We start from the raw sequence: 23,731 nt of genomic DNA on the forward strand, positions 1-23,731 counted from the left end.
TTTCGGCTACTTTAATTTTACCCGCCGTCTGTGTTTCTGACCCCCCGGCCGCCCGTCTCGTTAACGTTCCGTCGACGGGCGCCGTCCACACACGGATACCCTTGACATGTGACCGACGCCCAAGACACCGCAGCAGACAGTTCACTGCGCACCACCGGGGGCACTCCCCCGGACGACGCCGGATCTTCTGTGACGGAGGCGCCGATCCCTTTGCTGGAGCCCCGTGAGGGCATTCCGCCGGTGGTCGTGGACGAGGCCGCGCTGGCCCGCGTGATCGCCGCCTTCGCCGCCGGCTCCGGCCCCGTCGCCGTCGACGCCGAGCGCGCCTCCGGCTACCGGTACGGCCAGCGTGCCTATCTCGTCCAGCTGCGCCGCGAGGGCGCCGGCACCGCGCTGATCGACCCCGTCGCCTGCCCCGACCTGTCCGGCCTCGGCGAGGCACTGGCCGGCGTCGAGTGGGTACTGCACGCGGCCACCCAGGACCTGCCCTGCCTGCGCGAGATAGGCATGACACCCAGCAGCCTCTTCGACACCGAGCTGGCCGGGCGGCTCGCCGGCTTCCCCCGGGTCGGGCTGGGCGCGATGGTCGAGGGCGTCCTCGGCTTCGTGCTCGAGAAGGGCCACTCCGCCGTCGACTGGTCGACCCGCCCGCTGCCCGAACCCTGGCTGCGGTACGCGGCGCTCGACGTCGAGCTGCTCGTCGACCTGCGGGACGCCCTGGAGAAGGAGCTGGACCGGCAGGGGAAGCTGGAGTGGGCGCGGCAGGAGTTCGACGCGATCGCGGCCGCGCCGCCGGCCGAGCCGCGCAAGGACCCCTGGCGCCGGACGTCGGGGATGCACAAGGTGCGCCGTCGCCGGCAGCTGGGGGTGGTGCGGGAGCTGTGGGAGACCCGGGACCGGATCGCGCAGAAGCGGGACGTGTCGCCCGGCAAGGTGCTCAGCGACGCGGCGATCGTGGAGGCGGCGCTGGCGCTGCCGCCCAATGTGCACGCCCTCGCGGGGCTGAACGGCTACGGCCACCGGATGGGGCGGCGGCAGCTGGAGCAGTGGCAGGCGGCGGTGGACCGCGCCAAGGCGCTGCCGGACGCCGCGCTCCCGCAGCCGGGTCAGCCGGTGACGGGGCCGCCGCCGCCCCGGGCGTGGGCCGACAAGGATCCCGCCGCGGCGGCTCGCCTCTCGGCGGCCCGGGCCGCGGTGTCGGCGCTGGCCGAGCAGCTGACCATGCCGCAGGAGAACCTGATCGCGCCGGACACCGTGCGCAGAGTCTGCTGGGAGCCGCCGGCCGTGGTCGACGCGGAGACCGTGGGGGCCGCGCTGGCGGGGTACGGGGCGCGGCCCTGGCAGGTGGAGCAGGTGACGCCGGTGCTGGTGGCGGCGCTGTCCGCCTAGGCGGACGGTGCGGCGCCGGCGGTGTTCCGCTTCGCTCCGGCCCGCTCGCTCACTCCGGGTCTTCTTCGAGGGGCTCGACGTCTTCTTCGACCGTCTCGACCGGGCTGTCCGGCTCGACCGGGCCGCCCTGTGACCGTTGCGGATCGGCCGGCTCGCCCCGGCCGGCCGGGTCTTCGAGGAACGCGGTGTAGAGATGCCTCCCCCGGTGCACGGAGAAGTCGATCTCGGGGAGGAGGTCCGGGACCGCGACTGCCGTCACCAGATTCCGGTACATGCGCGAAATCCGCTCTTCGACATTTCCCATGTCCCGGTCGATGATATTCGAGATGAGCACCACTCCGGCCCAGTTCCCGGCAATTTGGTAGGCCTGCTGCTCCACATCGACGAAAGGTTTCAGCTCGCCACGTCGCCGTGCTTCTGCGAGCTGACCGGTATTGAAAGCGATCCAGTCCGGCCAAGGGGTTCCGTAGGTCTCCGGCGCATTACTGTGCAACGACAGCTTCAAAGCAGCCCGAAGCGCGTTCTCATGGGAGATCCGGTAGGCCAGGATCATCCCGATGTCAACCACTTCCTGGAGCATGATCGACTGCTCCCGCAGACCGTCCATGGTCAGCGTGTTCTCCATGATGGCCGCCGCCACGTCGACCTTGCCGCCCGGGAAATGCCGGTAGAAGGCCCCCTTGCTGGTGCGTGCGGCGGTGATCAGGTCACCGACCGACGTCCCTTCGTAGCTGTCCATCACGATAAGCTCGCCCGCGGTGTCAAGGATTCGCTGCCTCGTATCAATGGCGCGTTGTTGCTGACGCCGCGGTCTGTGCGGGGTGCTCATTCGATCTCGCCTTCGAGGCTCATTCATGGGCGCACGACCGAACGAGCTTTGTACGGAGCTGCCGCGTACGCATTCCGAAACGCCTCTTCATTCTCAAAATTCGCAAACAAAGGAATATCGGCCCCCGATCCTACCGCGAAGATCGGACCGGACGAGGGGCTCAAGGTATCGCCCGTCACGGCATGCGGCGCCAACACGGGCACCGCCTGCGACCGATCCTCGCTTGACGTGACCGGGCCAGAGTTCCAGACTGGGCGCCAGCAGAACAGACTGAACGGTCCCTTCTGGCCCGGACACCGTCCTGACAACACGGGCATATCTCGCTTTACGGCGGGACACCTTGGCTGCCGGGAACGCCCGGCCAGTGTCCGGGACAGGGCGATTGTCTCCCAAGCCAGGGAGCCAACCTCGCATTTGAGGGGCCCGTGTGCTGTCTCGCCGGAACGAAAAGGGGGAGCAGAGCAGAAGAGACCATTTGGTCCCAACAAGACCGGGTGACACACCCAATACACGGGGGCTCATGGAGCGGGCGTGACGGCACACGCCCACTCAAGGACAGTCTCGGCCAGGATCCACGGGGCTCTTCCCCCTGCCCTGGTGGGCTGCCCGAACCCGCCGGCCCCCACCTCACCAAGGGGAGTCCTTGTGCACGCACGCGGCCGTACGCGGGTGCTCGGCGAAGGCGCCGGCGACCCGTCCGCCCGCCGGAAGCCGCCGGCCGGACACGGCGCAACAGTGCCCTTTCAGACACTTTCAGCCGCTCGGGAGCCCGCCGCCATGACCACCGTTCCCTCCGCCGCCGCGACCGTGCCGCCGACCGATCCCAGCGCCGACACCGCGGCGGTCATCGCCCCGTACGACGGCGGCGCCCCCTGTGCACGGGCCTTCGCGCGGCACGGCTGGCGGACCGTGGCCGTTCTCCCGGAGCGCCGACTGCGCCCGCCCGCGTACCGGAACGCGACGCTGCCCGCCGGATACGGCGGCACGGTCGTGCACCAGGGGCTGCGGCAGACCGTCAAGTCGCTGCGGGCACTGGGGGTTTCGGCCGTCGTCGCGGGCGGCGCCGAGGGCATCGAGCTGGCCGAGCGGATCGCCTGGCAGCTCGGCCTGCCCGGAGCCGACCCGGCATCCTCACCGCTGAGGTACGACCGCGGTGCCCAGGCGGCCCGGCTGGCCCGGGTGGGGATACCGGCGCTGCGGGGCATCCGCACCGCGCGTCTGGCCGACGCCGTGGCCTGGGCACGGTCGTACCCCGCGACCGGCTACCTGCTCGCCCCGGCGGCCGCCGGAACCCCGGTCGACGCGGTGGAATGCACGGACGAACGCCAGATCGGCACGGCCTGGCCGGTTCTGTGGCACGCGGCCGCCCAGCACTCCGGCAGCCCGCACCTGGTACTGACCGAGCTGCCCGGCCGCCGCCGGTACACGGTCGACACCGTCACCCGCCCGGGCCCGGACGGACGGCCCGAGCACGTCGTCACCGGCCTGCGGCCGGATTCCCAGGTCGGCATGCGCGTGCCGAGCGACCCGCCGGCACCGGCCCTCGCGCGCTACACGACCCGGGTGCTCGACGCGCTCGGCGTGGTGTGCGGCCGGGCCACCACCCGGCTCGCGTGCGACGACGACACGGCCGGCGACGGACCTCGGCTGATCTGCACGCTCGCGGCGCCCGTCATGACGCCGGCCGACGAAGCGCCGCGGACCGCGGCCGGCCGCCTCCGGCCCGCGGGCATCCCGGTCCCCTGGACCACGCCCGACACTCCCTTCTTCCAGTGCCGTTCGTGACCCGCCGGTCATCCGCACGCACACACCGCCACCCGAGAGGAGCCCCCGTGCTCACACCACCCGCCCCCCGGTCCCGCCCCGCCCGCGCCCGGCGCCTGCTGACGGGGAACGCCCGCATCCTGGAGCTGGGCGTGACGCGGACCGGTCCGTTCCGGCGCGCCGCCGGGGAACGGCCGGCCCAGGACGTCTCCCGAGCGCACCCGTCCACGGACCCCCGACCGGGCCGGGGGCGCGCGCTGCCGACCGCCAGGAGTGTGCGGCCGGTCGACGCCGCTCGCCGGCAGGCGGATCCGCGATGACCCGCGGCCCGGAGAACCTCACCCCGGACCACGCGCCGCCCGCCCGTCGCCCGCGGGCCGCCGGCCCGGCCTGCCCGGCGGCCCGGCCGCGCCTCCCGTTCCGCTCCCCCTTACGCCCCTGAGGACCCGATGACTGCCCTCATACCGGACGCCCTGCTGCTGACCACGACGGCGGGGTTCGCCGTGACCGGTGTGGCCGCCGTGCGCTACCGGCACCAGGCCAGAAGCGCCGTGACCGAAGCCCGCCGGCAGACGGCCGTCCGCGACGAGGAGGCCCGGCACCTGGCCGGCTCCCGGATACCGGGCCTGGTGTACGCGCTGCGCAACGGCACCGGGGACCTCCTCTCCTCCGCCGGGCGACCGCTGCATCGCGAACTGGCGGCCACCGAGACCGGCGCCGCCTTCGCCTCCGTCCTGGAACAGGTCGACGCCATGCTCCGGGAGGCGAACGAGCGGGCCGAAACGGCCTCCCGCGCCGCCGTGCAGGCGGCCACCCGCTCCGTACAGGCCCTCGTCTACGAGCAGCAGGCCGCGATCACGAGACTGCTGGCCGCCACCCAGGACGAGGACACGCTGGAACGGGCGCAGCACATCGACCATGCCGCGAGCCAGCTGGCGCGGCGGCTGCAGATCCTCGGCGTGCTCACCGGCATGTGGCCGGGGCGGCAGCGCGACGACGCTCCGCTGCTGACCGTGGTACGCGGCGGGGCGGGCCGGATCAAGGACTTCCAGCGGGTCCGGCTGCCCCGGACCTGCCCCTGGTACGTGGCCGGCCGGTACGTGGAACCCGTCGTACTCGCCGTGGCCGAACTGCTGGACAACGCCGCCCGGCACAGCGCACCGACCACACCGGTCGAGATCACCTTCGTCGGCGGCCACAACGGCGTCGGCGTCGAGATCCACGACGCCGGTCCTGGGATGGCGGCCGAGGTCAGGGAGCAGGCCGGCCGCCGACTGTCCGGGCGGTATCCGGTCCGCCTCACCGAGCTCACCAACCCTCCCTCCTTCGGGTATCTGGGGATCGGCGCGCTCGCCGCGCGGTACGGCTTCACCGTGCAGCTGGACCAGGACCACTCCCGGCACGGCGGGGCGCGTGCCGTGCTGTTCCTGCCGCGCGCCCTGCTCGCCGAACCTCCGGCGCAGCAGCCCGCGCACCGGCCCACTCGGCAACCGGACACCCGGCACCCGGCGGCGGCCGGTACCGCCGTGGGCACCGCGCCCCGGCCGGACCCGGGTCCCTATCGGATGGGCGACGACGGACTGCCGATACGCGGCCCCCGCCGTGCCCGCGGGCCGGTGGTGCCACGGCTCCCCGAGAGCGTGCCGCCGCCCGCGGACTCCGGCCGGGCGCTGGCCGCCTTCGTCCACGGCACCCAGGCCGTCTTCCCCCCTTCCGCCGCCCCCAAGACCCCAGCCCCCAAGACCCCAGCCCCCAAGACCCCGGCCCCCGAAACCCCCGCCCCCGAGACCCCGGCCCGCGAGGAGACGCAGCGATGAAGCCGAACCACTACCGTCCCGATCTCGGCTGGATCCTCGACGAGCTCGTGGCCGCCCCGCACGCCCGGCATGCCGTCGTACTCTCCGCCGACGGGCTCGCGGTCGTGGCCTCCGACGGCGTCCACAAGGACCTGGCCGACCGGATCTCCGCCACCTCGGCCGGTCTCCAGGCGCTGAGCCGCAACGGCGCCGTGTTCGTCCGTGACCAGGGCACCGCCTGGCAGCAGACCATGGTCCAGTACGAGGACGGGTTCCTGTTCGTCATCGCCGCCGGGCACGGCTCGCACCTGGTGGCCGCGGCCACCGCCGAGGTCGACGTCCTCGGCTTCTCCTACCGGATGGCCGACACCGTCAAGCGCCTCGGGCCCGAACTGGCGGTCGCACCACGGCACTCCGCCGGACAGGGATGACGCCGCCGCACGGCGAGGACCCGCTGGTCCGCACCTACGTGGTGACCGACGGCCGCTCCCACGCCACGCGCAACCACTTCGACGTCATCACCCTGATCACCCTCTCGTCCGCGGACGCCCACCTCGGCCGCGCGCACCTCAACCACGAGCAGAACGCGATCCTGGACGCCCTCGCGCACAGCGCCCGGTCGGTCGCGGAACTGGGCGCGCTGCTGCGGCTGCCGGTGAGCGTGGTCCGCATCCTGCTCTCGGACCTGATGGAAACCGGCCATATCGGCACCCGGCAGCGCATCACCGACGCCCCCGCTCCCGCCGAACACCGATCACTGCTGGAGGCAGTTCTCCATGGGCTTCAACAGCTCTGATCACGCACCCGTGCTGCGCGGGGACGAACAGACCGCGAAGATCCTTATCGCCGGTCACCTGGGCGCCGGCAAGACCACGCTGGTGCGCTGTCTGTCCCAGATCACGCCCGTCCTGACGGAGGAGGTGATGACGAGCGCGGGCGAGGACATCGACCACCCGGTGCTCCCGGAGAAGGTGCGGACCACCGTGGCCATGGACTTCGGCCGGCTGCACCTGAGCGACGAACTCGTCCTCTATCTCTTCGGCGCCCCCGGGCAGCCCCGCTTCTGGGACATCCTCGTGGACCTCTCCCAGGGTGCGCTCGGCGCGCTCGTGCTGTGCGACACGCGCCGCCTCGGCGACACGTACCCGATCCTCGAGATCGTCGAGGAGCTGGGCCTGCCGTACGCGGTGGCGGTCAACACCTTCGACGGCGCCCCCGTGCCGACCGACGAGCGGCTGCGCGAGGTGATGACGCTCGCCGCGGACACCCCGCTCGTCAGATGCGACGCCCGGGACCGGGCCGGCGCCCGGGACGCGCTGATCGCCCTCGTCCGCCACCTGCTCACCCTGACTCCGGAGCCCGCCCGATGACCACCCGTCACCCCTTGGCCGCCGGGCAGTGCCCGGCGCACGCACCCCTCCCGCCCCCCGACGGGCCGCTGCCGATCTTCGGTGCCGCCTTCGCCGCGGACCCGCAGGCGACCTACCGGCGCTTACGGGCGCAGGCGCCGATCGCCCCCGTCGAGATCGACACGGGCGTCTACGGATACCTCGCCGTCACCTACCAGGCCGCCCTGCACCTGCTGCGCAACAACCCGGCACGCTTCCGCAAGGACCCCGCCAACTGGGCGGCCCTGCGCGCCGGACAGGTCCCGCCCAGCAGCCCGGCCCTGATGATGATGGGCCCGCGCCCCAACGCGCTGTGGGCGGACGGCGCCCCGCACGCCCGGCTGCGCGGGGCCGTCACCGGCGCCCTGGCCCGGGTCGACACCTTCGCGCTGGCCCGGTCCGTCGCCGCGATCGGCGACCGGCTCATCGACGCGTTCGTACGGCAGGGCGAGGCCGACCTCGTCGCCCAGTACGCCGCCCAGCTGCCGACGCTGGCCGTGATCGACCTGTTCAGGTCCCCGAGCGCACTCGGCGAACAGATCGTCCGGACCGTCACCCAAGTGATCAACGCGGGCCCCGACGCGGCCCGGGCCAACGCCGAACTGGAGGCGGCCTGCCTGGAGTTGACCCGGCTCAGGCGGGCCGAACCGGGACCGGACGTCATCAGCCACCTCATCGAGGCCGGCCTCGGTGACGACGAGATGGTCCAGCAGCTGGTGCTCCTGTTCGGCGCCGCCGCCCCGCCCACGAGCAACCACATCGGCAGCGCCCTGCGGCGGATCCTGACCGACTCCCGGTTCGCCGGCAGCGTCCACTCCGGCGTCCGTCCGGTGGCCGGCGCCCTCGACGAGGTCCTCTGGTACGACCCGCCGATCTCCAACTACAGCCCCCTGTACGCGCAGGGGGTCCAGCAGTTCGGGCCGGACGTGTTCCTCCAGCCCGGCTACCCGATCCTCGTCTCCTTCGCCGCCGCCAACAACGACCCGGCCCTCAACCTCGGCCTGTCGCCCGACGCGCGCGCCGGCAGCCGGGGCCACCTCGCCTTCTCCGCCGGCCCGCACGCCTGCCCGGCCCCGGGTATCGCGCGGGTGATCGCCGAGACCGCCCTGGAACGCGCCCTCGACCGGCTGTCCGGGCTCACCCTCGCCGTGCCCGCGGCGGAGCTCCCGACCCTGCCCGCGACGTTCCTGTCCGGGCCCGCCTCGCTCCCCGTCCGGTTCCACCGCGACACCCCCCAGCACACCCCGAACGGAAGGTGACCGGCATGCCCCTCCCCACCACCACTGGCTGCCCGCACCACGTCCTCGACCCCACCGGCTCGGACATCCAGGGCGAGGGCGCCGCCCTGCGCGCCGTCGGCCCGGCCGCCCGGGTCCTGCTCCCCGGTGGCATACCGGCCTGGTCGGTCACCGACCCGGGCCTGATCCGCCGTCTCCTCGTCCACCCGGACATCTCCAAGGACGCCCACCAGCACTGGCCTGCCTACCTCGAAGGACGGGTACCCGCCGACTGGCCGCTGCGGATCTGGGTGGACGTCCGCAACGCCCTGACCGCCTACGGCGCCGAGCACATGCGGCTGCGCCGCCCGCTGGCCGCGGCGTTCGGCCCGCGTCAGGTCCGCGCCCTGACCCCGCGGATCGAGACCGTCGTCCGCACCCTCCTCGACGACCTCGCGACGGCCGGTCCGGACGAGGTCGTGGACCTGCGGGCCCGGTTCGCCTGGCCGTTGCCGCTGCTGGTCGGCAACACGGTGCTCAACGTCCCCGCGGACCTGCACGAACCCTTCCGGGACGCGGTCGGCGCCCTGTTCGCCACCGACCTGTCCCCCGAGGAGGCGGCCGCCGCCCCCGGCCGCGTCTACGAACTCGTCGCCCGGCTGGTCGAGTACAAGACCCGGACCCCCGAGGACGACATCACCTCCCGGCTGGTCGCCGCCCGCGACGCCGGCGAGCTCGGCGACCAGGAGCTCGCGGACAGCATCGTCCTGATCATCAGCGCCAGCCACGAGACGACCGTCAACCTCCTCGACCAGGCCGTCGTCAACCTCCTCAGCCACCGCGACCAGCTGGATCTCGCGACCGCCGGCGAGATCCCCTGGGCGCAGGTCGTGGAGGAGTCGCTGCGGCACCAGGCGCCGGTCGCCACGCTCATCCTGCGGTTCGCCGTACGCGACGTCACCGACGCGCCCACCGGGATGACCTTCGCCCAGGGTGACGCGATCGCGGTCAACTACGCCGCCGCCAACCGCGATCCGCACGTCCACGGCGCCGACGCGGACCACTTCGACATCACCCGCTCCACCGCCCGCGACCATCTGGCGTTCGGCTACGGCGCCCATCTGTGCCTGGGCGCCGAACTCGCCCGGACCGAGGCACGCATCGCCCTGGAGTCCCTGTTCGCCCGGTTCCCCGGCCTGCGCCTGGCCGTCGAACCCGGCGAACTGCGGCCGCTGCCCAGCCTGATCTCCAACGGCCACACCCACCTGCCCGTCCGCCTCGGCCCGCGCCCCGGCGTCACCGCGTCGCCCCGCGCATGAAGCCGTTGTAGATGAAGCGCTGCAGGCACAGGAAGACGATCAGCGTCGGCAGGATGACCAGGATCGCGCCCGCCGAGATGATCTCCCAGTGCGCTCCGTAGGGGCCGCGGAAGCGGAACAGGGACGTCGAGATCACGCCGAGGTCCTGGGACGGCATGTAGAGGAACGGGATGTAGAAGTCGTTGTAGACGGCTATCCCCTTCACGATCACCACCGTGGCGATCGCCGGTTTCAGCAGCGGGAGGATGATCCTCAGGTAGATCGTGAACGCGTTCGCGCCGTCCAGGCGGGCCGATTCGTCCAGGGAGACCGGGATCGAGCGGACGAACTGCAGGAAGATGTAGATCGAGACGATGTCGGTGCCCAGGTAGAGGGCGATCGGCGCCCACCTGGTGTCGAAGAGGCCGAAGCTGTTGACGATCTGGAAGGTGGCCACCTGGGTGGTCACCCCGGGGACCAGCGCCGCCAGCAGGAAGAGCGCGACCACGAGCCTCCTGAAGCGGAAGGTGAACCGGTCGATCGCGTAGGCCGTCATCGAGCCGATCAGCACGGTCCCGCCGATCGAGAAGACCACGATGAAGAGCGTGTTGCCGAACGCCCTGAGCATGCCGCCGTCCCGGAACGCGGTCACGTAGTTGTGGAGGTTCAGCAGGTCGTGGGGCGGCGTCAGCGCCCCGCTGCCGTCGGCCATTTCGCCCGAGGACTTCAGGGAGGTCAGCAGGACCACGGTGAGCGGGAGCAGCACCACGAGCGCGGCCGCCATGAGGGAGAGGTAGACCAGCGCACGTGCCACCCGTCGGCGTGTCCGTGTCATACGAGGTCCACCCTCTCGTCGGGCACCAGGCGCCGTTGCAGCCAGGTCACCGCCAGCACGATCAGCAGCAGGACGACCGCGGCCGCGGAGGCGAGCCCCGCCTTGTTGTACTGGAAGGCCAGCTTCACGGTCTGGGTCACGAAGGTCTCTGTGCCGGTCGCGCCGCCGGTCATGATGTACGGCACCTCGAAGACCGACAGCGAGCCGGAGACCGAGAGGATCACGGTGAGGGTGACGACCGGCCGGATGCCCGGCGCGATGATGTGCCGGAACTGCTGCCACCGGTTCGCGCCGTCCAGTTCGGCCGCCTCGTACAGCTCCCCGGGGATGGACTGGATCGCGCCGAGGAAGAGCACGAAGTTCAGGCCCAGGTAGCGCCAGACGGAGACGCCGGCCAGGGAGACGTTCGCCGACACCGGGGTGCCCAGCCAGGCGTGGTCGGTGTGCACGCCGACCAGGGCGAGGACGGAGTCGAGCGTGCCGCCGTCCTGGAAGAAGTAGAGGAAGACGAAGCCGATCGCCACCCCGTTGATCAGCGACGGGAAGAACAGCACGCCCTTGAAGAAGTTCCGGAACCGGACGTCGAAGCTCAGCACCGTCGCGAAGTAGAGGGCGAGGACGATCTGGACCGCCGAGGCCGCCAGGTAGTACGCGCTGACCAGGAAGACCTCGAAGAGGTCGGGGCGGGTGAAGATCTCCGCGTAGTTGTGGGCGCCGGTGTAGTGGAGTTCGGGGCTGACGCCGTCCCAGTCGGTGAAGCTGTACGCCAGCATGTTCACGATCGGCGCGTAGGTGAAGGTGACCAGGAGGGCGAGCGGGGCGAGCAGGAAGAGCCAGGGGGTGAGGCGCCGCGCATGGGTCATGACGTCCCAGCCGTCTTCTCCGCCGCGGTCCACTTGCTGCCGAGGTCGTCCAGGAAGCCGTCCAGGGTGCCGCCGCGGGCGCCGCGGGCGAGGTCGACGAGCTTCTGGCGGTAGTCGGGGGCGTTGATGCCGACCTCGGAGGCGGAGTCGATGAGCTTGACCCGGGCGCCTGCCGTGTCGTCCAGCTCGATCAGCTTCACCCCCGCGTCCTCGTAGGGCCTCAGGACGGCGGGCAGGGCCGCGCCCTTCAGCGGGGAGATGGCCAGGTTGTCCTTGTCGTAGCCGGACTTGTCGGTGAACCAGTCGATCCAGGCGCGGGCCGCCGCCTTGTGCGCGGAGTGGATGTTGACGGCCTGGTTGTAGTCGGGGCCGACCACCGCGCAGAACTTCCCGTCGGTCTGGGCCGGGAAGGGCATGAAGCCGATGTCGTCGGGGTCCACGCCGGCCTTCTTCGCGGCGTCCTGGAACTGGACGATCGCCCAGGTGCCGAGCCACTGGGTGGCGATCTGCCCTTTGGCGAGCTGGGCTTTGGAGGCTTCCCAGTTGGTGGTGGTCGGGTCGTTCTCGGCCAGACCGTCGTGGACTATGTCATATAGCACTGTGTCCCCCACCCGCAGATCGGCCCCCGCCGCCCACGGATCCCCCTCGGCCAGCTTCGTGGTGGCCTGCGGGTCGCAGTGCACCGAGCCGTTGACGGACGTCCACGACGTCAGGGGCCACTGGGCGGCGTAGTTGGTGTAGTACGGGGTCGCGGCGGTCTTCGCCTTGATCGCCTTGAGGTCGGCGATGAACTCGGCGGGCGTGGTGGGCCACCCGGTCACCCCGGCCTGCTTCCAGACCCGCTTGTTGTAGACGAAGCCCGGCATGACGCCGATCGGGCTCTGCCCGTAGACCTTGCCGTCGACCGCGGTGAAGCCGGTGAAACGGTACTTCCTGGCGAGCTCGGCCTCGCTGCCGAGCGAGGCGAAGAACTTCGGGTAGTCGCTCTTCTTGATGACCCCCGGGATCATCAGGACGTCGCCGTAGTTCTCCGTGTTCATCCGGATCTTGACTTCGGTCTCGTAGTCGGTGAGTGCCTGGAACTCGACCTTCACCTTCGGATAGACCCTGTTGAAGGCGGCCGCGTACCTCTTCATCGTGCCGTCCTGCACCAGGTCGGTCCGCTGGGTGAGGACCGTGATGGTCCCGGTCGCCTTCGAGGGATCGTCCGGCGCCTTGGCGTCCGCGGCTTTCGTCGAGCCGCCGGTACCGGTACAGCCGGCGAGGAGCAGCGCGGTTCCGGTGGCCAGGGCGGCGAGCGTACGGCGGTTCATGTGCATCAGCTCCGTTCTGGGGACGGACGAGCACGTGCGACGGTTGGCTGATTCGGCACTCTGACAGCGCTTTCCTCAACCGGTAAAGTCCCAATCCCGCCAAGGATGCGGCCAGTACGCCCAGTCACTGGAGTAGACCGGTTTAGGGAGTGCGCATGCTGGAGGTCACGCCGTTCGGCGAGGGATGGGTCCTGGAGTACGAGGGCGGCCGGCTGCCCGCCGCCGTACCGGGATGCGTGCACACCGACCTGCTCGCCGCCGGGGTGATCCCGGACCCTTTCCTCGGGCGGAACGAGACCGAAGTGGCCTGGGTCGGCCGACGGGAGTGGACGTACACGACCGAGCTGGGCGCGGCCTCCGGGCACGAGCAGACCGACCTCGTCTTCGACGGGCTCGACACCGCCGCCGAGATCAGCGTGGGCGGTCGGCTCCTGGGCCGGACCAGGAACATGCACCGCTCGTACCGCTTCGACGTGACCGGGCTGCGCGGGCCGCTCGCGGTGCGGTTCGCCTCCGCGTACACCGAGGCGGCCGCGGTGCGCGACCGGCTGGGCGAGCGGCCCGCGGCCTACGCCGAGCCGTACCAGTACATCCGGAAGATGGCCTGTTCCTTCGGCTGGGACTGGGGGCCGACGCTGGTGACGGCCGGGATCTGGCGGCCGGTACGCCTCGAACACTGGTCGACGGCCCGGCTCAGCCGCGTCCGCCCGGTGGTGACGGTGCGACAGGGCCTGGGAGCCGTCGAGTTGCACGTCGACGTGGAGCGCACCCGGGTCGAGGCCGCCCTGGACGTCGAGGTGCGGGTGGGCGGGCGGTCGGCGCGGGCCTCGGTCGAGGGGACGAGCGGGGTCGTACGGGTGGAGGTGCCGGACGTACGGCTGTGGTGGCCGCGCGGCTACGGCGGACAGCCGCTGTACGACGTCGAGTTGACCCTGCTGCACGGGGACGAGGTGCTCGACTCGTGGCACCGGCGGGTCGGCTTCCGGACCGTGGAGCTGGACCGGCGGCCCGACGGGTACGGAACCGGGTTCACCTTCGTGGTGAACGGGGAGCGGCTGTTCGCGCGGGGCGTCAACTGGATCCCGGACGACGTGTTCCCGTCCCGGGTGACCGGGGACCGGTACCGTCGGCGGCTCGGGCGGGCCGCCGACGCCGGGGTGGACCTGGTACGGGTCTGGGGCGGGGGCATCTACGAGAGCGCGGACTTCTACGACGCCTGCGACGAACTGGGGCTGCTGGTCTGGCAGGACTTCCCGTTCGCGTGCGCGGCCTATCCGGAGGAGCAGCCGCTGCGCGGCGAGGTGGAGGCGGAGGCCCGGGAGAACGTCGTACGGCTGATGCCGCATCCCTCGCTGGTGCTGTGGAACGGCAACAACGAGAACCTGTGGGGTTTCCGGGACTGGGGGTGGGAGGAGCGGCTGGCCGGGGAGTCCTGGGGCGAGGGGTACTACCTGGGGCTGCTGCCGCGGGTGGTGGCGGAGCTGGATCCGGGGCGGCCGTACACGGCGGGCAGTCCGTGGTCCGGTTCCTGGGAGCGGCACCCGAACGATCCGGCGCACGGCACCCACCACTCCTGGGAGGTGTGGAACCGGGCGGACTACGCCGAGTACCGCTCCGAAGTGCCGCGTTTCGTCGCCGAGTTCGGCTGGCAGGCGCCGCCCGCGTACGCCACGCTGCGCCGGGCGCTGCCGGGTGAGGCGCTCGCCGCGGACTCCGCCGGGATGCTGCACCACCAGAAGGCGGACGACGGGAACGGCAAGCTGCGGCGCGGCCTGGAGCGCCACTTCGCCTTCCCCGAGGGGGACTTCGACCGCTGGCACTACCTCACGCAGGTCAACCAGGCGCGGGCGGTGGCCGCCGGGATCGAGCACTGGCGCGCGCACTGGCCGGTGTGTGCGGGCACGGTCGTCTGGCAGCTCAACGACTGCTGGCCGGTGACCTCCTGGGCGGCGATCGACGGGGACGGCCGGGAGAAACCGCTCTGGCACGAGCTGCGCCGGCTGTACGCGGACCGGTTGCTGACCCTCCAAGTGCGGGAGCGCGGGCTGGTGTTGGCCGCCGTCAACCAGGGGGCGGAGGCGTGGCACGGGGAGGCGACGCTGCGCCGGATGACCGTCGACGGGGTGGTGCTCGGGAGTGCGGGGGTGGCACTGGAGGCGGAAGCGCGGGCGGTCGCGGTGGTCGACGTACCGGCCGAACTGCGGCCGGACGGCCCGAAGGAGTTCCTGGTCGCCGACGGCGGGGGCCTGCGGGCCCTGTACTTCCCGGCCCCGGACCGCGAAATCCCTTATCTGGAACCGGAGTTCGAGGTGACCGTGGCGCCGGGGGCGGTCACGGTCGCGGCCCGCACCCTGGTACGGGACCTGCTCCTCCAGGCCGACCGGCTGGACCCGGCCGCACAGGCAGACCGGGGGCTGGTCACGCTGCTTCCCGGGGAACGGGTCACGATCGGGGTGACCGGCTGGAAGACTCCGGACGTGGCCGCCGCCCGGGCCGCCCTGTACTGCGTGGAGCCCTCCCGATGACAGCACCCCGCGTCACCATCAAGGACGTCGCCGCGCGCGCGGGCGTGTCCAAGGGGGCCGTGTCGCTCGCCTTCAACCACAAGCCGGGGCTCGCGGAGACGACCCGGGACCGGATCTTCGCGGCGGCCCGCGAGCTGGGGTGGGCGCCGAACACCACGGCGCGCTCGCTGGCGGGGGCGCGGGTGGACGTGGTCGGCCTCGCGATCTGCCGCCCCGCCCGGATGCTCGGGCTCGAACCCTTCTACATGGAGTTCATCTCGGGGGTGGAGAGCGTGCTGACCGAGCACTCCTGCTCGCTGCTGCTGCGGCTGGTGCGGAGCGCGGAGGACGAGGCCGGGCTGCTGGAGTCCTGGTGGAAGGGGCGGCACATCGGCGGGGCGATCCTCGTCGACTTCCGGGCGGACGATCCCCGGGTGGGGGTGGCCGGGCGGCTGGGGCTGCCGGTGGTGGCCGTGGGGCATCCCTCGCTGACGGGCGGGCTCACGTCGGTGTGGACGGAGGACGGCGATGCCGTCACGGAGGCCGTGCGGTACCTGGCGGCGCTGGGGCACCGGCGGGTGGCGCGGGTCGGCGGGGCCGCCGCGCTCGGGCACACGGCGATACGGGGCGCCGCGTTCGCTGCGGCCGCGGAGGCACTGGAGCTGGCCGGGGCGTCGCAGGTGACGACCGACTACTCGGGGGAGGCGGGGGCGCGGGCCACCCGGTCGCTGCTGTCCGCCGCGGCGGGCAACCGGCCGACGGCGATCATGTACGACAACGACATCATGGCGGTGGCGGGGCTGTCGGTGGCCGCGGAGATGGGGTTGCGGGTGCCGGAGGACGTGTCGTTGCTGGCGTGGGACGACTCGCAGCTGTGCCGGCTGACGCATCCGACGCTGTCGGCGATGAGCCACGACGTGCACGGGTTCGGGGCGGAGGTCGCCCGGACGTTGTTCGAGGAGGTGGGGTCGCATCCGGTGGCCACTCCGGTGCTGACGCCCAGAGGGTCCACCGCGCGGCCCCGGTGACGCCCGCGTGGGGGCCCCTGCGCGGTGGACCCGAGGGCGGTCAGAACGCGGCCGCGGCCGCCGCTTCGGCCTCCGGCAGCTGGTCCCTGCTCTCCTGGATCATTCTCCGGTAGGTGCCCTCGTGGTCGCCGTCGTCGTCGAGGGCGAACTCGAGAAGCGCGGTGGACCAGTCGTCGAACAGTGCGAACACCCGGTCCACCATGCGGATCCCCTCCTGCCGCCGGGCCTCGTCCAGCACGGGCAGGCTCTCCTCCGCCACCTCGGGCGACTTGATGGTGTGCGAGGACTCGGCCAGGTAGTGCTTGGTGCCGAAGAACTCGCATTCACCGCCGTCCCGCAGGGTGATGCCCCGGCAGTGGGTGAAGATCGTGACGGACACGGACTCGATCGCCTCGACCATGGCGAAGACGGCGTAGGTGGGCGCGCCGGCGGCGAGCGCGGCCAGTTCCAGGACGAGGCGCCGTGAGTGCGTGAACTCCGTGCCCCACAGGACCCGGGTGGCGTCCGACAGCGGCATCCGGCTGTCGGCGCCCAGCTTCTCCAGGTCGGTGAGCATCCACTGCCAGTGGAAGTCCTCCTCGACCGTGTGGGCGTTCAGGAGGGCCTGGAGCGGGTCCGCGCGGGCGGCGTCCTCGCTCTTGCGGAAGACGTACTTGTTGAGGTCGGAGTAGCCCATGATGAACGGAACGACGCTCGGGCCCCATGCCAGACGCTTCTCCCCGGGGAGGGACGTGTCGTCCAGGAGGTTCTTGAAGAAGTCGTGGTCCTCGTATTCCTTGCGGCGCTGTTCTATATGGTCGACAACGTGCTGCATGGATGACTCCGTTCCAGGCGCAAGCCCTGGGGCGAGCATGACTTCACTGCCGTCACGCTAACGACGGGCCGATCATGCTCACCACAGGAAAAAGGGCAGACCGGCTGCCCCTCCTCACTGTGCGAGGGGTGTGACGTTCGCCGCTCCGGTCCCCGGGACTGTGCAGTCACGTTACCCGCAAGTAGCATGGGCCTGAGCGCGCGCTCAGCGCATGCAGCAGTGCCATCCCGCACCCTGGAGGAGAGCCAATCGTGCCTCGTACCGTCAGGGATGTCGTCTTCGTCGACGGCGTCCGTACCCCGTTCGGCAAGGCGGGCCCGAAGGGCATCTACCACGAGACCCGTGCCGACGACCTCGTCGTGAAGGCGATCCGGGAGCTGCTGCGCCGCAACCCCGGTCTTGACACCAAGAAGATCGACGAGGTCGCCGTCGCCGCGACCACGCAGATCGGTGACCAGGGTCTGACCATCGGCCGTACCGCGGGCATCCTCGCGGGCCTGCCGACCTCCGTGCCCGGCTACTCCATCGACCGCATGTGCGCCGGCGCCCTGACCGCCGTCACCACGGTCGCCGGTTCCGTCGCCTTCGGCGCGTACGACGTCGCCATCGCCGGCGGTGTCGAGCACATGGGCCGCCACCCGATGGGCGAGGGCGTGGACCCGAACCCGCGGTTCGTCTCCGAGAAGCTGGTCGACGAGTCGGCGCTGTTCATGGGCATGACCGCGGAGAACCTGCACGACCGCTACCCGCAGATCACCAAGCTGCGCGCGGACGAGTACGCGGTGCGCTCGCAGGAGAAGGCCGCCAAGGCGTACGCCAACGGCAAGATCCAGGCCGACCTGGTGCCGATCTCGGTGCGCCGGACCAACCCGGAGGGCGGCGAGACCGGTTGGGGTCTGGTCACCGCCGACGAGCCGATGCGCCCGGGGACCACCCTGGAGAACCTGTCGGGTCTCAAGACGCCGTTCCGGGTGCACGGGCGGGTCACCGCCGGCAACGCGGCCGGTCTGAACGACGGTGCGACCGCCTCGATCATCGCCTCCGAGGACTTCGCCCGCGAGAACAACCTGCCGGTCAAGATGCGCCTCGTGTCCTACGCCTTCGCGGGTGTCGAGCCCGAGGTGATGGGCTACGGCCCGATCCCGGCCACGGAGAAGGCCCTCGCCCAGGCGGGTCTGTCGATCTCCGACATCGGTCTGTTCGAGATCAACGAGGCCTTCGCCGTGCAGGTGCTGGCCTTCCTCGACCACTACGGCATCGCGGACGACGACGAGCGCGTCAACCAGTACGGCGGCGCGATCGCCTTCGGTCACCCGCTGGCCTCCTCGGGTGTGCGTCTGATGACGCAGCTGGCCCGCCAGTTCGAGGAGCACCCGAACGTCCGCTACGGCCTGAACACCATGTGCGTCGGCTTCGGCATGGGCGCGACGGTCATCTGGGAGAACCCGCACTTCGAGGGGGACAAGTGAGCACCACCGCCGAGCTTCTGAAGCAGGCCTCGGACCTGTTCCCCGACGAGGTCGTGACGTCGGCGCACGTGCGCCACTTCGACCTGCCGTCCGGGGCCGGCCGCTTCGCGCTGATCACGCTGGACAACGGCCTGGACCATACCAAGCCGACCACCTTCGGCCCGGCCTCGCTGGCGAACCTCAACACCGCGATCGACCAGGTGGAGAAGGAGGCGGCCGAGGGCACGATCGTCGGTGTCGGTATCACCGGCAAGCCGTTCATCTTCGCGGTCGGCGCCGACCTCAAGGGCGTCGAGCTCCTCAAGGAGCACGAGCACGCGCTGGCCATCGGCAAGGGCGGCCACGAGGTCTTCAAGCGCCTCGCGGGCCTCGCGGTACCGACCTTCGCGTACTACAACGGTGCCGCCATGGGCGGTGGCGTCGAGGTCGGTCTGCACTGCACGTACCGGACCGTGTCCAAGGCCATCCCGGCGTTCTCCCTGCCCGAGGTCTTCCTCGGTCTGGTCCCGGGCTGGGGCGGCTGCGCGCTGCTGCCGAACCTGATCGGCGCCGACAAGGCCGTCTCGGTCATCATCGAGAACAGCCTCAACCAGAACAAGCAGCTCAAGGGCCAGCAGGTCTTCGACCTGGGCATCGCCGACGCCCTGTTCGAGGGTGCCGACTTCCTGGAGCAGTCGCTGATCTGGACCGCCCAGGTGCTGAAGGGCGACATCGGGGTCGAGCGCCCGGTGATCGACCGCGGCGAGGCCTGGGACCAGGCCGTCGCGCGCGGCCGTTTCATCGCGGACTCCAAGGTGCACGGCGCCGCCCCGGCCGCCTACCGCGCCCTGGACATCATCGCCGCCGCCAAGAACGGCGACCTCCAGCAGGGGTACGACGCCGAGGACCTGGCGCTCGCCGACCTGATCATGGGCGGTGAACTGCGCGCCGGCATCTACGCGTTCAACCTGGTGCAGAAGCGCGGCAAGCGCCCGGCGGGTGCGCCCGACAAGAACCTGGCGCGTCCGGTCACCAAGGTCGGCGTGGTGGGCGCGGGTCTCATGGCCTCGCAGCTCGCGCTGCTCTTCCTGCGCCGCCTGGAGGTGCCGGTCGTACTGACCGACATCGACCAGGAGCGCGTCGACAAGGGTGTGGGCTACGTCCACGCCGAGATCGAGAAGCTGCTCGGCAAGGGCCGCATCAACCAGGACAAGGCCAACCGCCTCAAGGCGCTGGTGACCGGTGTCCTGGACAAGGCCGAGGGCTTCTCCGACGCGGACTTCGTCATCGAGGCCGTGTTCGAGGAGATCGGCGTCAAGCAGCAGGTGTTCGCGGAGGTCGAGGCGGTCGCCCCGGCGCACGCGATCTTCGCCACCAACACCTCCTCGCTGTCGGTGACCGAGATGGCGTCGAAGCTCAAGCACCCCGAGCGGGTCGTGGGCTTCCACTTCTTCAACCCGGTCGCGATCCTGCCGCTCCTGGAGATCGTGCGCGGCGAGCAGACCGACGACGCCTCGCTGGCCACCGCGTTCGCCGTCGCCAAGAAGCTGAAGAAGACCGCGGTCCTGGTCAAGGACGCCCCGGCGTTCGTCGTGAACCGCATCCTCACCCGCTTCATGGGCGAGATCCAGAACGTCATCGACGAGGGCACCCCGGTCGAGGTCGCGGAGAAGGCGGTCGAGCCGCTGGGCCTGCCGATGTCCCCGCTGGTGCTCCTGGAGCTGGTCGGTCCCGCGATCGGCCTGCACGTCTCGGAGACCCTCAACCGGGCCTTCCCGGACCGCTTCACGGTCTCCCCGAACCTCGCGGCCGTCGTCAAGGCGGGCAAGCGCGGCTTCTACGTGTACGACAGCGGGAAGCCGGAGCTGGACCCCGAGGTCGCCGCGCTGCTCAAGCAGGGTGACGTGGTCCTCAGCGAGGAGCAGGTCCGCGACCGCGTCCTGGACGCCGTCGCCCAGGAGATCGGGCTCATGCTCGACGAGGGCGTCGTCGCCGAGGCGCAGGACATCGACCTCTGTCTGATCACGGGCGCCGGCTGGCCCTTCCACCTGGGCGGCATCACGCCGTACCTGGACCGCGAGGGTGTCTCCGAGCGCGTGAACGGCAAGAAGTTCCTGGCCCCGGGCGTGGCCTCGGTCCCCGCGTAACGGCCGCAGCAGAGTGAAGGGGCCCTCCGCAGCACGCGGAGGGCCCCTTTCGCATGCGTACGGAGATCAGACCTCGCGCCAGGCCTCGAGCGCCAGCCCCGGCTCGTCCTTGCGGCGGGTGAGCAGGAGCCGGCCGGTGGACGGGGACAGGCTCGCCGCGGTCACCCGGCCGTCCGCGTCCGTGGCCAGGGCGACCGTCCCGTCCGCGGGAAGCTGCGGGCCGGACTCGGTCCACCAGGCACCCGCCTGCTCGTCCTCGGTCGGATAGGCGGCGAAGGCCACCCGGCCGCTCGCCGAGCGCTGGGCGAGCAGCGTGCAGTCGTGCCCGTCGAGTTCGCAGCGGACCGCGGCGACCGGGCCGGGCCCGGCGGAGGGCAGCAGGGTGTACGGCTTGCCGCCCGGACGCCAGGCGCAGAGGTCGCCGGACTCGTCGGTGTAGAAGAGGGTCGTGCTCTCGGGGGAGGTGGCGAGGGCGGCGAGGGTGCCCGGCCGGACCGGGGTCTCCAGCGCCTCAAGGAGCACGGGCGGCTTCCCGGCCGCCTCCTGGCGCCAGTGCACGATCCCGCCGGGCACGGCCGCGTACGCCTCGACCCGCCCCGACTCACCGGTCACCACCGCGAGCCCGTCCTCGACCAGCCGCCCCTTCAGGTCCCGCCACGGCTCCCAGCCGCCCTTCGCCTTCTGGGCGACCATGCTCACCCCGCGTCCGCGGTTGCGGACGAAGACATGGGCGCGGCCCTGCCCGTCCACCGCGACCGCCGGGGCGCCGGTGACATCCCCCTTCTTGCCCGGGTGGCCGATCGACTGCCAGTCCATGGCGGACAGATGCGGCCGGTAGTGCGTGGCGTGGACGAGACCCGACTCCCCCTTCGCGGTGGGCCGCCAGGCCACCAGGTGGGCGTATCCGTCGGCCCCCTGCCCCACCGCGAAGCCGGGGTGCAGCCGCTGGTCGCCGCCCATCTTCCGCGGGGCACCCCAGGGACTGCCGGGGCCGCGCTCGGCCCGGCACAGCACCGCGTCGCCCGACGGCAGATAGACACTGAGCCGGCCGTCACGGCCGCGGAGGAGCCAGTCGCCGTTCACCGCTTCACTCTAGGCGGGGCCGTTCGGCGCAGTGCCGGGGCCCCGGGCGTGCGAGGCTTGAGGCATGGAAGACGGAGCTCCCCTGCTGGTGATCGTCGACGGCGCGAACGTCGTCGGGTCACGGCCGGACGGCTGGTGGCGGGACCGCAAGGGAGCCGCCGAGCGGCTGCGCGACCGGCTGGCCGAGCGGGGACTGCCCGGCCGGCCGACGCCGGTGGAGCTGGTGCTCGTCGTCGAGGGCGCGGCCCGCGGGGTGGCCTCGGTGCCCGGGGTACGGGTGGAGTCGGCACCCGGCAGCGGTGACGACCGGATCGTGGAGCTGGCCGCCGAGGATCCCCGCCGGCCCCGGCTCGTCGTCACCGCCGACCGTGAACTGCGGCGCCGGGTGACGGAGTTGGGCGCCGAGGTGATCGGGCCGAGCGCTCTGCTGCACTAGGCGCTCCGCTGGAAGCACCGTGACATGCCGACTTTCGGCTCGGCGCCGTCGTGGCTGGTCGCGCAGTTCCCCGCGCCCCTACGGGGCGCTCGGCGCCCTGACATACAGCACCGCGCCGTCCACCTCGCCCGCCTGCTCGTACCCGGCCGCGAGCAGCCTGCGCAGGCTGGGGACGCGGTCGGGGCCGTAGGGCTTGCCGCGGGAGTCGTCGATCACCAGGGCCGGTGCCCGGTCGGTCATTTCCGCGCGGAAGACCGGCCAGGTGCCCACGACGGCGTACTTCTCGCCGACCTGCGGGCCGTCCCGGCCGCCGCTGAAGTTGGTGAGGAGGCCGGCCGTGAGGTAGCGGGTGGCGGGGGTGCGGTCGGCGAGCCAGTACGTCTCCGGGTGTATGCCCCAGACCAGGACCCGGTCGCCGGGCGCGGTACGGCGGTCGAGGGTGAGCGCCAGCCGCTGGGCGTGCGCGAGTTCGGGCCGGGGTGCCAGGACGCCCCAGGTCAGGAACAGGGCGCAGGCGCAGGCCGAGGCGAGCACGGCGGCCGAGGTCCGTTCCGGCGGCAGGATCTGGAGCGCGGCCGTGGCCAACAGCGCGAGCGGCGGGGTGAGTTGCAGGAAGTAGTGGCCGAAGAAGTGGAAGCCGAGGGTGACGGCGACCGCCGACGCAGCCAGCCACAGCCACAGGTCGGCGGCGCCGGTGCGGGCGATGCGCAGGGCCCGCGCGATAGGCGGGAGCAGGCCGGCCGAGGCCGCGCCGAGGATCGCGGTGTTGGTCAACGCCCGCGCCAGGACATGGAGTTCGGAGCCGGTGAAGGAGGCGTAGGCGCCGGAACCGGTGACCGTCCAGAAGGCGAAGCCGGCCGGGTCGGTGGCCAGGGCCGCGCCCAGCACGGGCAGGGCGGCGCCGGCCGCCAGCCTGAGCAGGCCCGCGCGCGGGCCGCCGTACCGGTGGAGCTGGTAGAGCACCGGCAGCAGGACCGCGCCGCCGGTCTGCTTGGTGAGGAAGGCGCAGGCGACGGCGGCCCCGGCCGCCGCCCAGCGGCGGCGGTCGGCGCACCACATCGCGGCGGCCGTGCAGGGCAGCATGAACACCTCGAAGGTGGCCGCCTGCGCGTCCTCGGGATTGAGCCCGACCGAGACCAGCAGGTACAGCGCCCCGGCGGTACGGCCCGCGCGGTCGCCCCAGCGCCGCCGGGCGATCGACGCGAGCAGGACGGCGGTGGTCAGCTGGGCCAGCACCGCGAGGACCCGGACCGGGGTGAGCGATCCGGACCCGAAGACCGCGAAGGTCCCCTCGTACAGCCACGGGAGCAGCGGCGGCTTGCGGTCCACGACGGTCTCGTACAGCTGTCCGCCCTGCGCCAGTATGCGGGCCTGTACGGCGAGATAGCCCTCGTCCGGGTTCCACAGCGGCCGGACGAACGACGGCACCCGGGTGACGCAGGCGAGGGCGGCGAGCAGCGGCAGCAGCCGGGCCCAGTACCCCTTCCGCAGGACTACGGACCGTGGCGGGGCGTGGGGCGCGAGCAGCATGGGGAGCACGCTATCCGGCCCCGCAGTCCCACCCGGACGGGACATACGG

21 protein-coding genes are annotated in these 23,731 nt (G+C 71.9%); 14 read left to right on the top strand and 7 right to left on the bottom strand.

Features of this window, described 5'->3' with window-relative positions:
* The first annotated feature begins 108 nt into the window (after positions 1 to 108).
* The gene (locus ACWGKQ_RS12610; protein ID WP_453291897.1) at positions 109 to 1,389 is read left to right on the top strand and encodes an HRDC domain-containing protein; all 1,281 of its coding nucleotides are present in this window, start codon (positions 109 to 111) and stop codon (positions 1,387 to 1,389) included.
* Between the two features lie 49 nt (positions 1,390 to 1,438).
* Here ACWGKQ_RS12610 and ACWGKQ_RS12615 read toward each other — a convergent pair whose 3' ends face one another.
* On the bottom strand, positions 1,439 to 2,218 hold the full coding sequence (locus ACWGKQ_RS12615; protein WP_453291898.1) for a TetR family transcriptional regulator: 780 nt from the start codon (positions 2,216 to 2,218) through the stop codon (positions 1,439 to 1,441).
* A 777-nt stretch (positions 2,219 to 2,995) separates the two neighbouring features.
* Between ACWGKQ_RS12615 and ACWGKQ_RS12620 the strand changes: the two genes are divergently transcribed.
* The 8 genes from ACWGKQ_RS12620 (at position 2,996) to ACWGKQ_RS12655 (ending at position 9,702) form a co-directional block, all read left to right on the top strand.
* Positions 2,996 to 4,003, top strand: coding sequence for a hypothetical protein (locus ACWGKQ_RS12620; RefSeq protein ID WP_453291899.1), 1,008 nt, complete (start codon positions 2,996 to 2,998; stop codon positions 4,001 to 4,003).
* Positions 4,004 to 4,050: 47 nt separating this feature from the next.
* Positions 4,051 to 4,302, top strand: coding sequence for a hypothetical protein (locus ACWGKQ_RS12625; protein ID WP_453291900.1), 252 nt, complete (start codon positions 4,051 to 4,053; stop codon positions 4,300 to 4,302).
* 129 nt (positions 4,303 to 4,431) lie between these two features.
* A complete protein-coding gene (locus ACWGKQ_RS12630; RefSeq protein ID WP_453291901.1) occupies positions 4,432 to 5,799 on the top strand; it encodes an ATP-binding protein in 1,368 nt (455 codons plus the stop codon).
* The gene (locus tag ACWGKQ_RS12635) at positions 5,796 to 6,209 is read left to right on the top strand and encodes a roadblock/LC7 domain-containing protein (RefSeq protein ID WP_453291902.1); all 414 of its coding nucleotides are present in this window, start codon (positions 5,796 to 5,798) and stop codon (positions 6,207 to 6,209) included. The genes ACWGKQ_RS12630 and ACWGKQ_RS12635 overlap by 4 nt, the downstream gene beginning before the upstream one ends.
* Positions 6,206 to 6,574, top strand: a complete 369-nt coding sequence (locus tag ACWGKQ_RS12640) for a DUF742 domain-containing protein (protein WP_453291903.1) — start codon at positions 6,206 to 6,208, stop codon at positions 6,572 to 6,574. The genes ACWGKQ_RS12635 and ACWGKQ_RS12640 overlap by 4 nt, the downstream gene beginning before the upstream one ends.
* Positions 6,555 to 7,148, top strand: coding sequence for a GTP-binding protein (locus tag ACWGKQ_RS12645; RefSeq protein WP_453291904.1), 594 nt, complete (start codon positions 6,555 to 6,557; stop codon positions 7,146 to 7,148). Before ACWGKQ_RS12640 ends, ACWGKQ_RS12645 begins: the two co-directional genes overlap by 20 nt.
* Entirely contained in the window at positions 7,145 to 8,425 is a 1,281-nt protein-coding gene (locus tag ACWGKQ_RS12650) for a cytochrome P450 (protein ID WP_453291905.1), read from the top strand. Before ACWGKQ_RS12645 ends, ACWGKQ_RS12650 begins: the two co-directional genes overlap by 4 nt.
* A 5-nt stretch (positions 8,426 to 8,430) precedes the next feature.
* Complete coding sequence (locus ACWGKQ_RS12655; protein ID WP_453291906.1) at positions 8,431 to 9,702, top strand: cytochrome P450 family protein; 1,272 nt, start codon at positions 8,431 to 8,433, stop codon at positions 9,700 to 9,702.
* Here the strand turns inward: ACWGKQ_RS12655 and ACWGKQ_RS12660 are convergent.
* The 3 genes from ACWGKQ_RS12660 to ACWGKQ_RS12670 are packed head-to-tail and all read right to left on the bottom strand — an operon-like array spanning position 9,680 to position 12,692.
* Entirely contained in the window at positions 9,680 to 10,516 is an 837-nt protein-coding gene (locus ACWGKQ_RS12660) for a carbohydrate ABC transporter permease (protein ID WP_453291907.1), read from the bottom strand. The two genes, ACWGKQ_RS12655 and ACWGKQ_RS12660, sit on opposite strands and share 23 nt — an antisense overlap.
* The gene (locus tag ACWGKQ_RS12665) at positions 10,513 to 11,379 is read right to left on the bottom strand and encodes a carbohydrate ABC transporter permease (protein ID WP_453291908.1); all 867 of its coding nucleotides are present in this window, start codon (positions 11,377 to 11,379) and stop codon (positions 10,513 to 10,515) included. The genes ACWGKQ_RS12660 and ACWGKQ_RS12665 overlap by 4 nt, the downstream gene beginning before the upstream one ends.
* Positions 11,376 to 12,692 (bottom strand): extracellular solute-binding protein, encoded by a 1,317-nt coding sequence (locus ACWGKQ_RS12670; protein ID WP_453291909.1) that lies wholly within the window; start codon positions 12,690 to 12,692, stop codon positions 11,376 to 11,378. The genes ACWGKQ_RS12665 and ACWGKQ_RS12670 overlap by 4 nt, the downstream gene beginning before the upstream one ends.
* A gap of 155 nt (positions 12,693 to 12,847) precedes the next feature.
* Between ACWGKQ_RS12670 and ACWGKQ_RS12675 the strand changes: the two genes are divergently transcribed.
* A complete protein-coding gene (locus ACWGKQ_RS12675; RefSeq protein ID WP_453291910.1) occupies positions 12,848 to 15,217 on the top strand; it encodes a glycoside hydrolase family 2 protein in 2,370 nt (789 codons plus the stop codon).
* On the top strand, positions 15,214 to 16,224 hold the full coding sequence (locus tag ACWGKQ_RS12680) for a LacI family DNA-binding transcriptional regulator (protein ID WP_453291911.1): 1,011 nt from the start codon (positions 15,214 to 15,216) through the stop codon (positions 16,222 to 16,224). Before ACWGKQ_RS12675 ends, ACWGKQ_RS12680 begins: the two co-directional genes overlap by 4 nt.
* Positions 16,225 to 16,264: 40 nt before the next feature.
* On the opposite strand, the gene ACWGKQ_RS12685 is transcribed toward ACWGKQ_RS12680, so the two are convergent.
* Complete coding sequence (locus ACWGKQ_RS12685; protein ID WP_453291912.1) at positions 16,265 to 17,038, bottom strand: hypothetical protein; 774 nt, start codon at positions 17,036 to 17,038, stop codon at positions 16,265 to 16,267.
* 251 nt (positions 17,039 to 17,289) lie between these two features.
* Here ACWGKQ_RS12685 and ACWGKQ_RS12690 point away from each other — a divergent pair, with 251 nt between their 5' ends.
* Positions 17,290 to 18,507 carry a thiolase family protein gene (locus ACWGKQ_RS12690; RefSeq protein WP_453291913.1) on the top strand — a complete coding sequence of 406 codons (1,218 nt, stop codon included), beginning with the start codon at positions 17,290 to 17,292 and terminating at the stop codon, positions 18,505 to 18,507.
* Entirely contained in the window at positions 18,504 to 20,633 is a 2,130-nt protein-coding gene (locus ACWGKQ_RS12695; RefSeq protein WP_453291914.1) for a 3-hydroxyacyl-CoA dehydrogenase NAD-binding domain-containing protein, read from the top strand. Before ACWGKQ_RS12690 ends, ACWGKQ_RS12695 begins: the two co-directional genes overlap by 4 nt.
* A gap of 66 nt (positions 20,634 to 20,699) precedes the next feature.
* On the opposite strand, the gene ACWGKQ_RS12700 is transcribed toward ACWGKQ_RS12695, so the two are convergent.
* A complete protein-coding gene (locus tag ACWGKQ_RS12700) occupies positions 20,700 to 21,716 on the bottom strand; it encodes a hypothetical protein (protein ID WP_453291915.1) in 1,017 nt (338 codons plus the stop codon).
* Between the two features lie 64 nt (positions 21,717 to 21,780).
* Between ACWGKQ_RS12700 and ACWGKQ_RS12705 the strand changes: the two genes are divergently transcribed.
* A complete protein-coding gene (locus tag ACWGKQ_RS12705; RefSeq protein ID WP_453291916.1) occupies positions 21,781 to 22,152 on the top strand; it encodes an NTP pyrophosphohydrolase in 372 nt (123 codons plus the stop codon).
* A gap of 78 nt (positions 22,153 to 22,230) precedes the next feature.
* On the opposite strand, the gene ACWGKQ_RS12710 is transcribed toward ACWGKQ_RS12705, so the two are convergent.
* Positions 22,231 to 23,682, bottom strand: coding sequence for an ArnT family glycosyltransferase (locus ACWGKQ_RS12710; RefSeq protein WP_453291917.1), 1,452 nt, complete (start codon positions 23,680 to 23,682; stop codon positions 22,231 to 22,233).
* Positions 23,683 to 23,731: the final 49 nt, after the last annotated feature.

The sequence above is a fragment of the Streptomyces sp. NPDC054770 genome, from assembly GCF_053611985.1.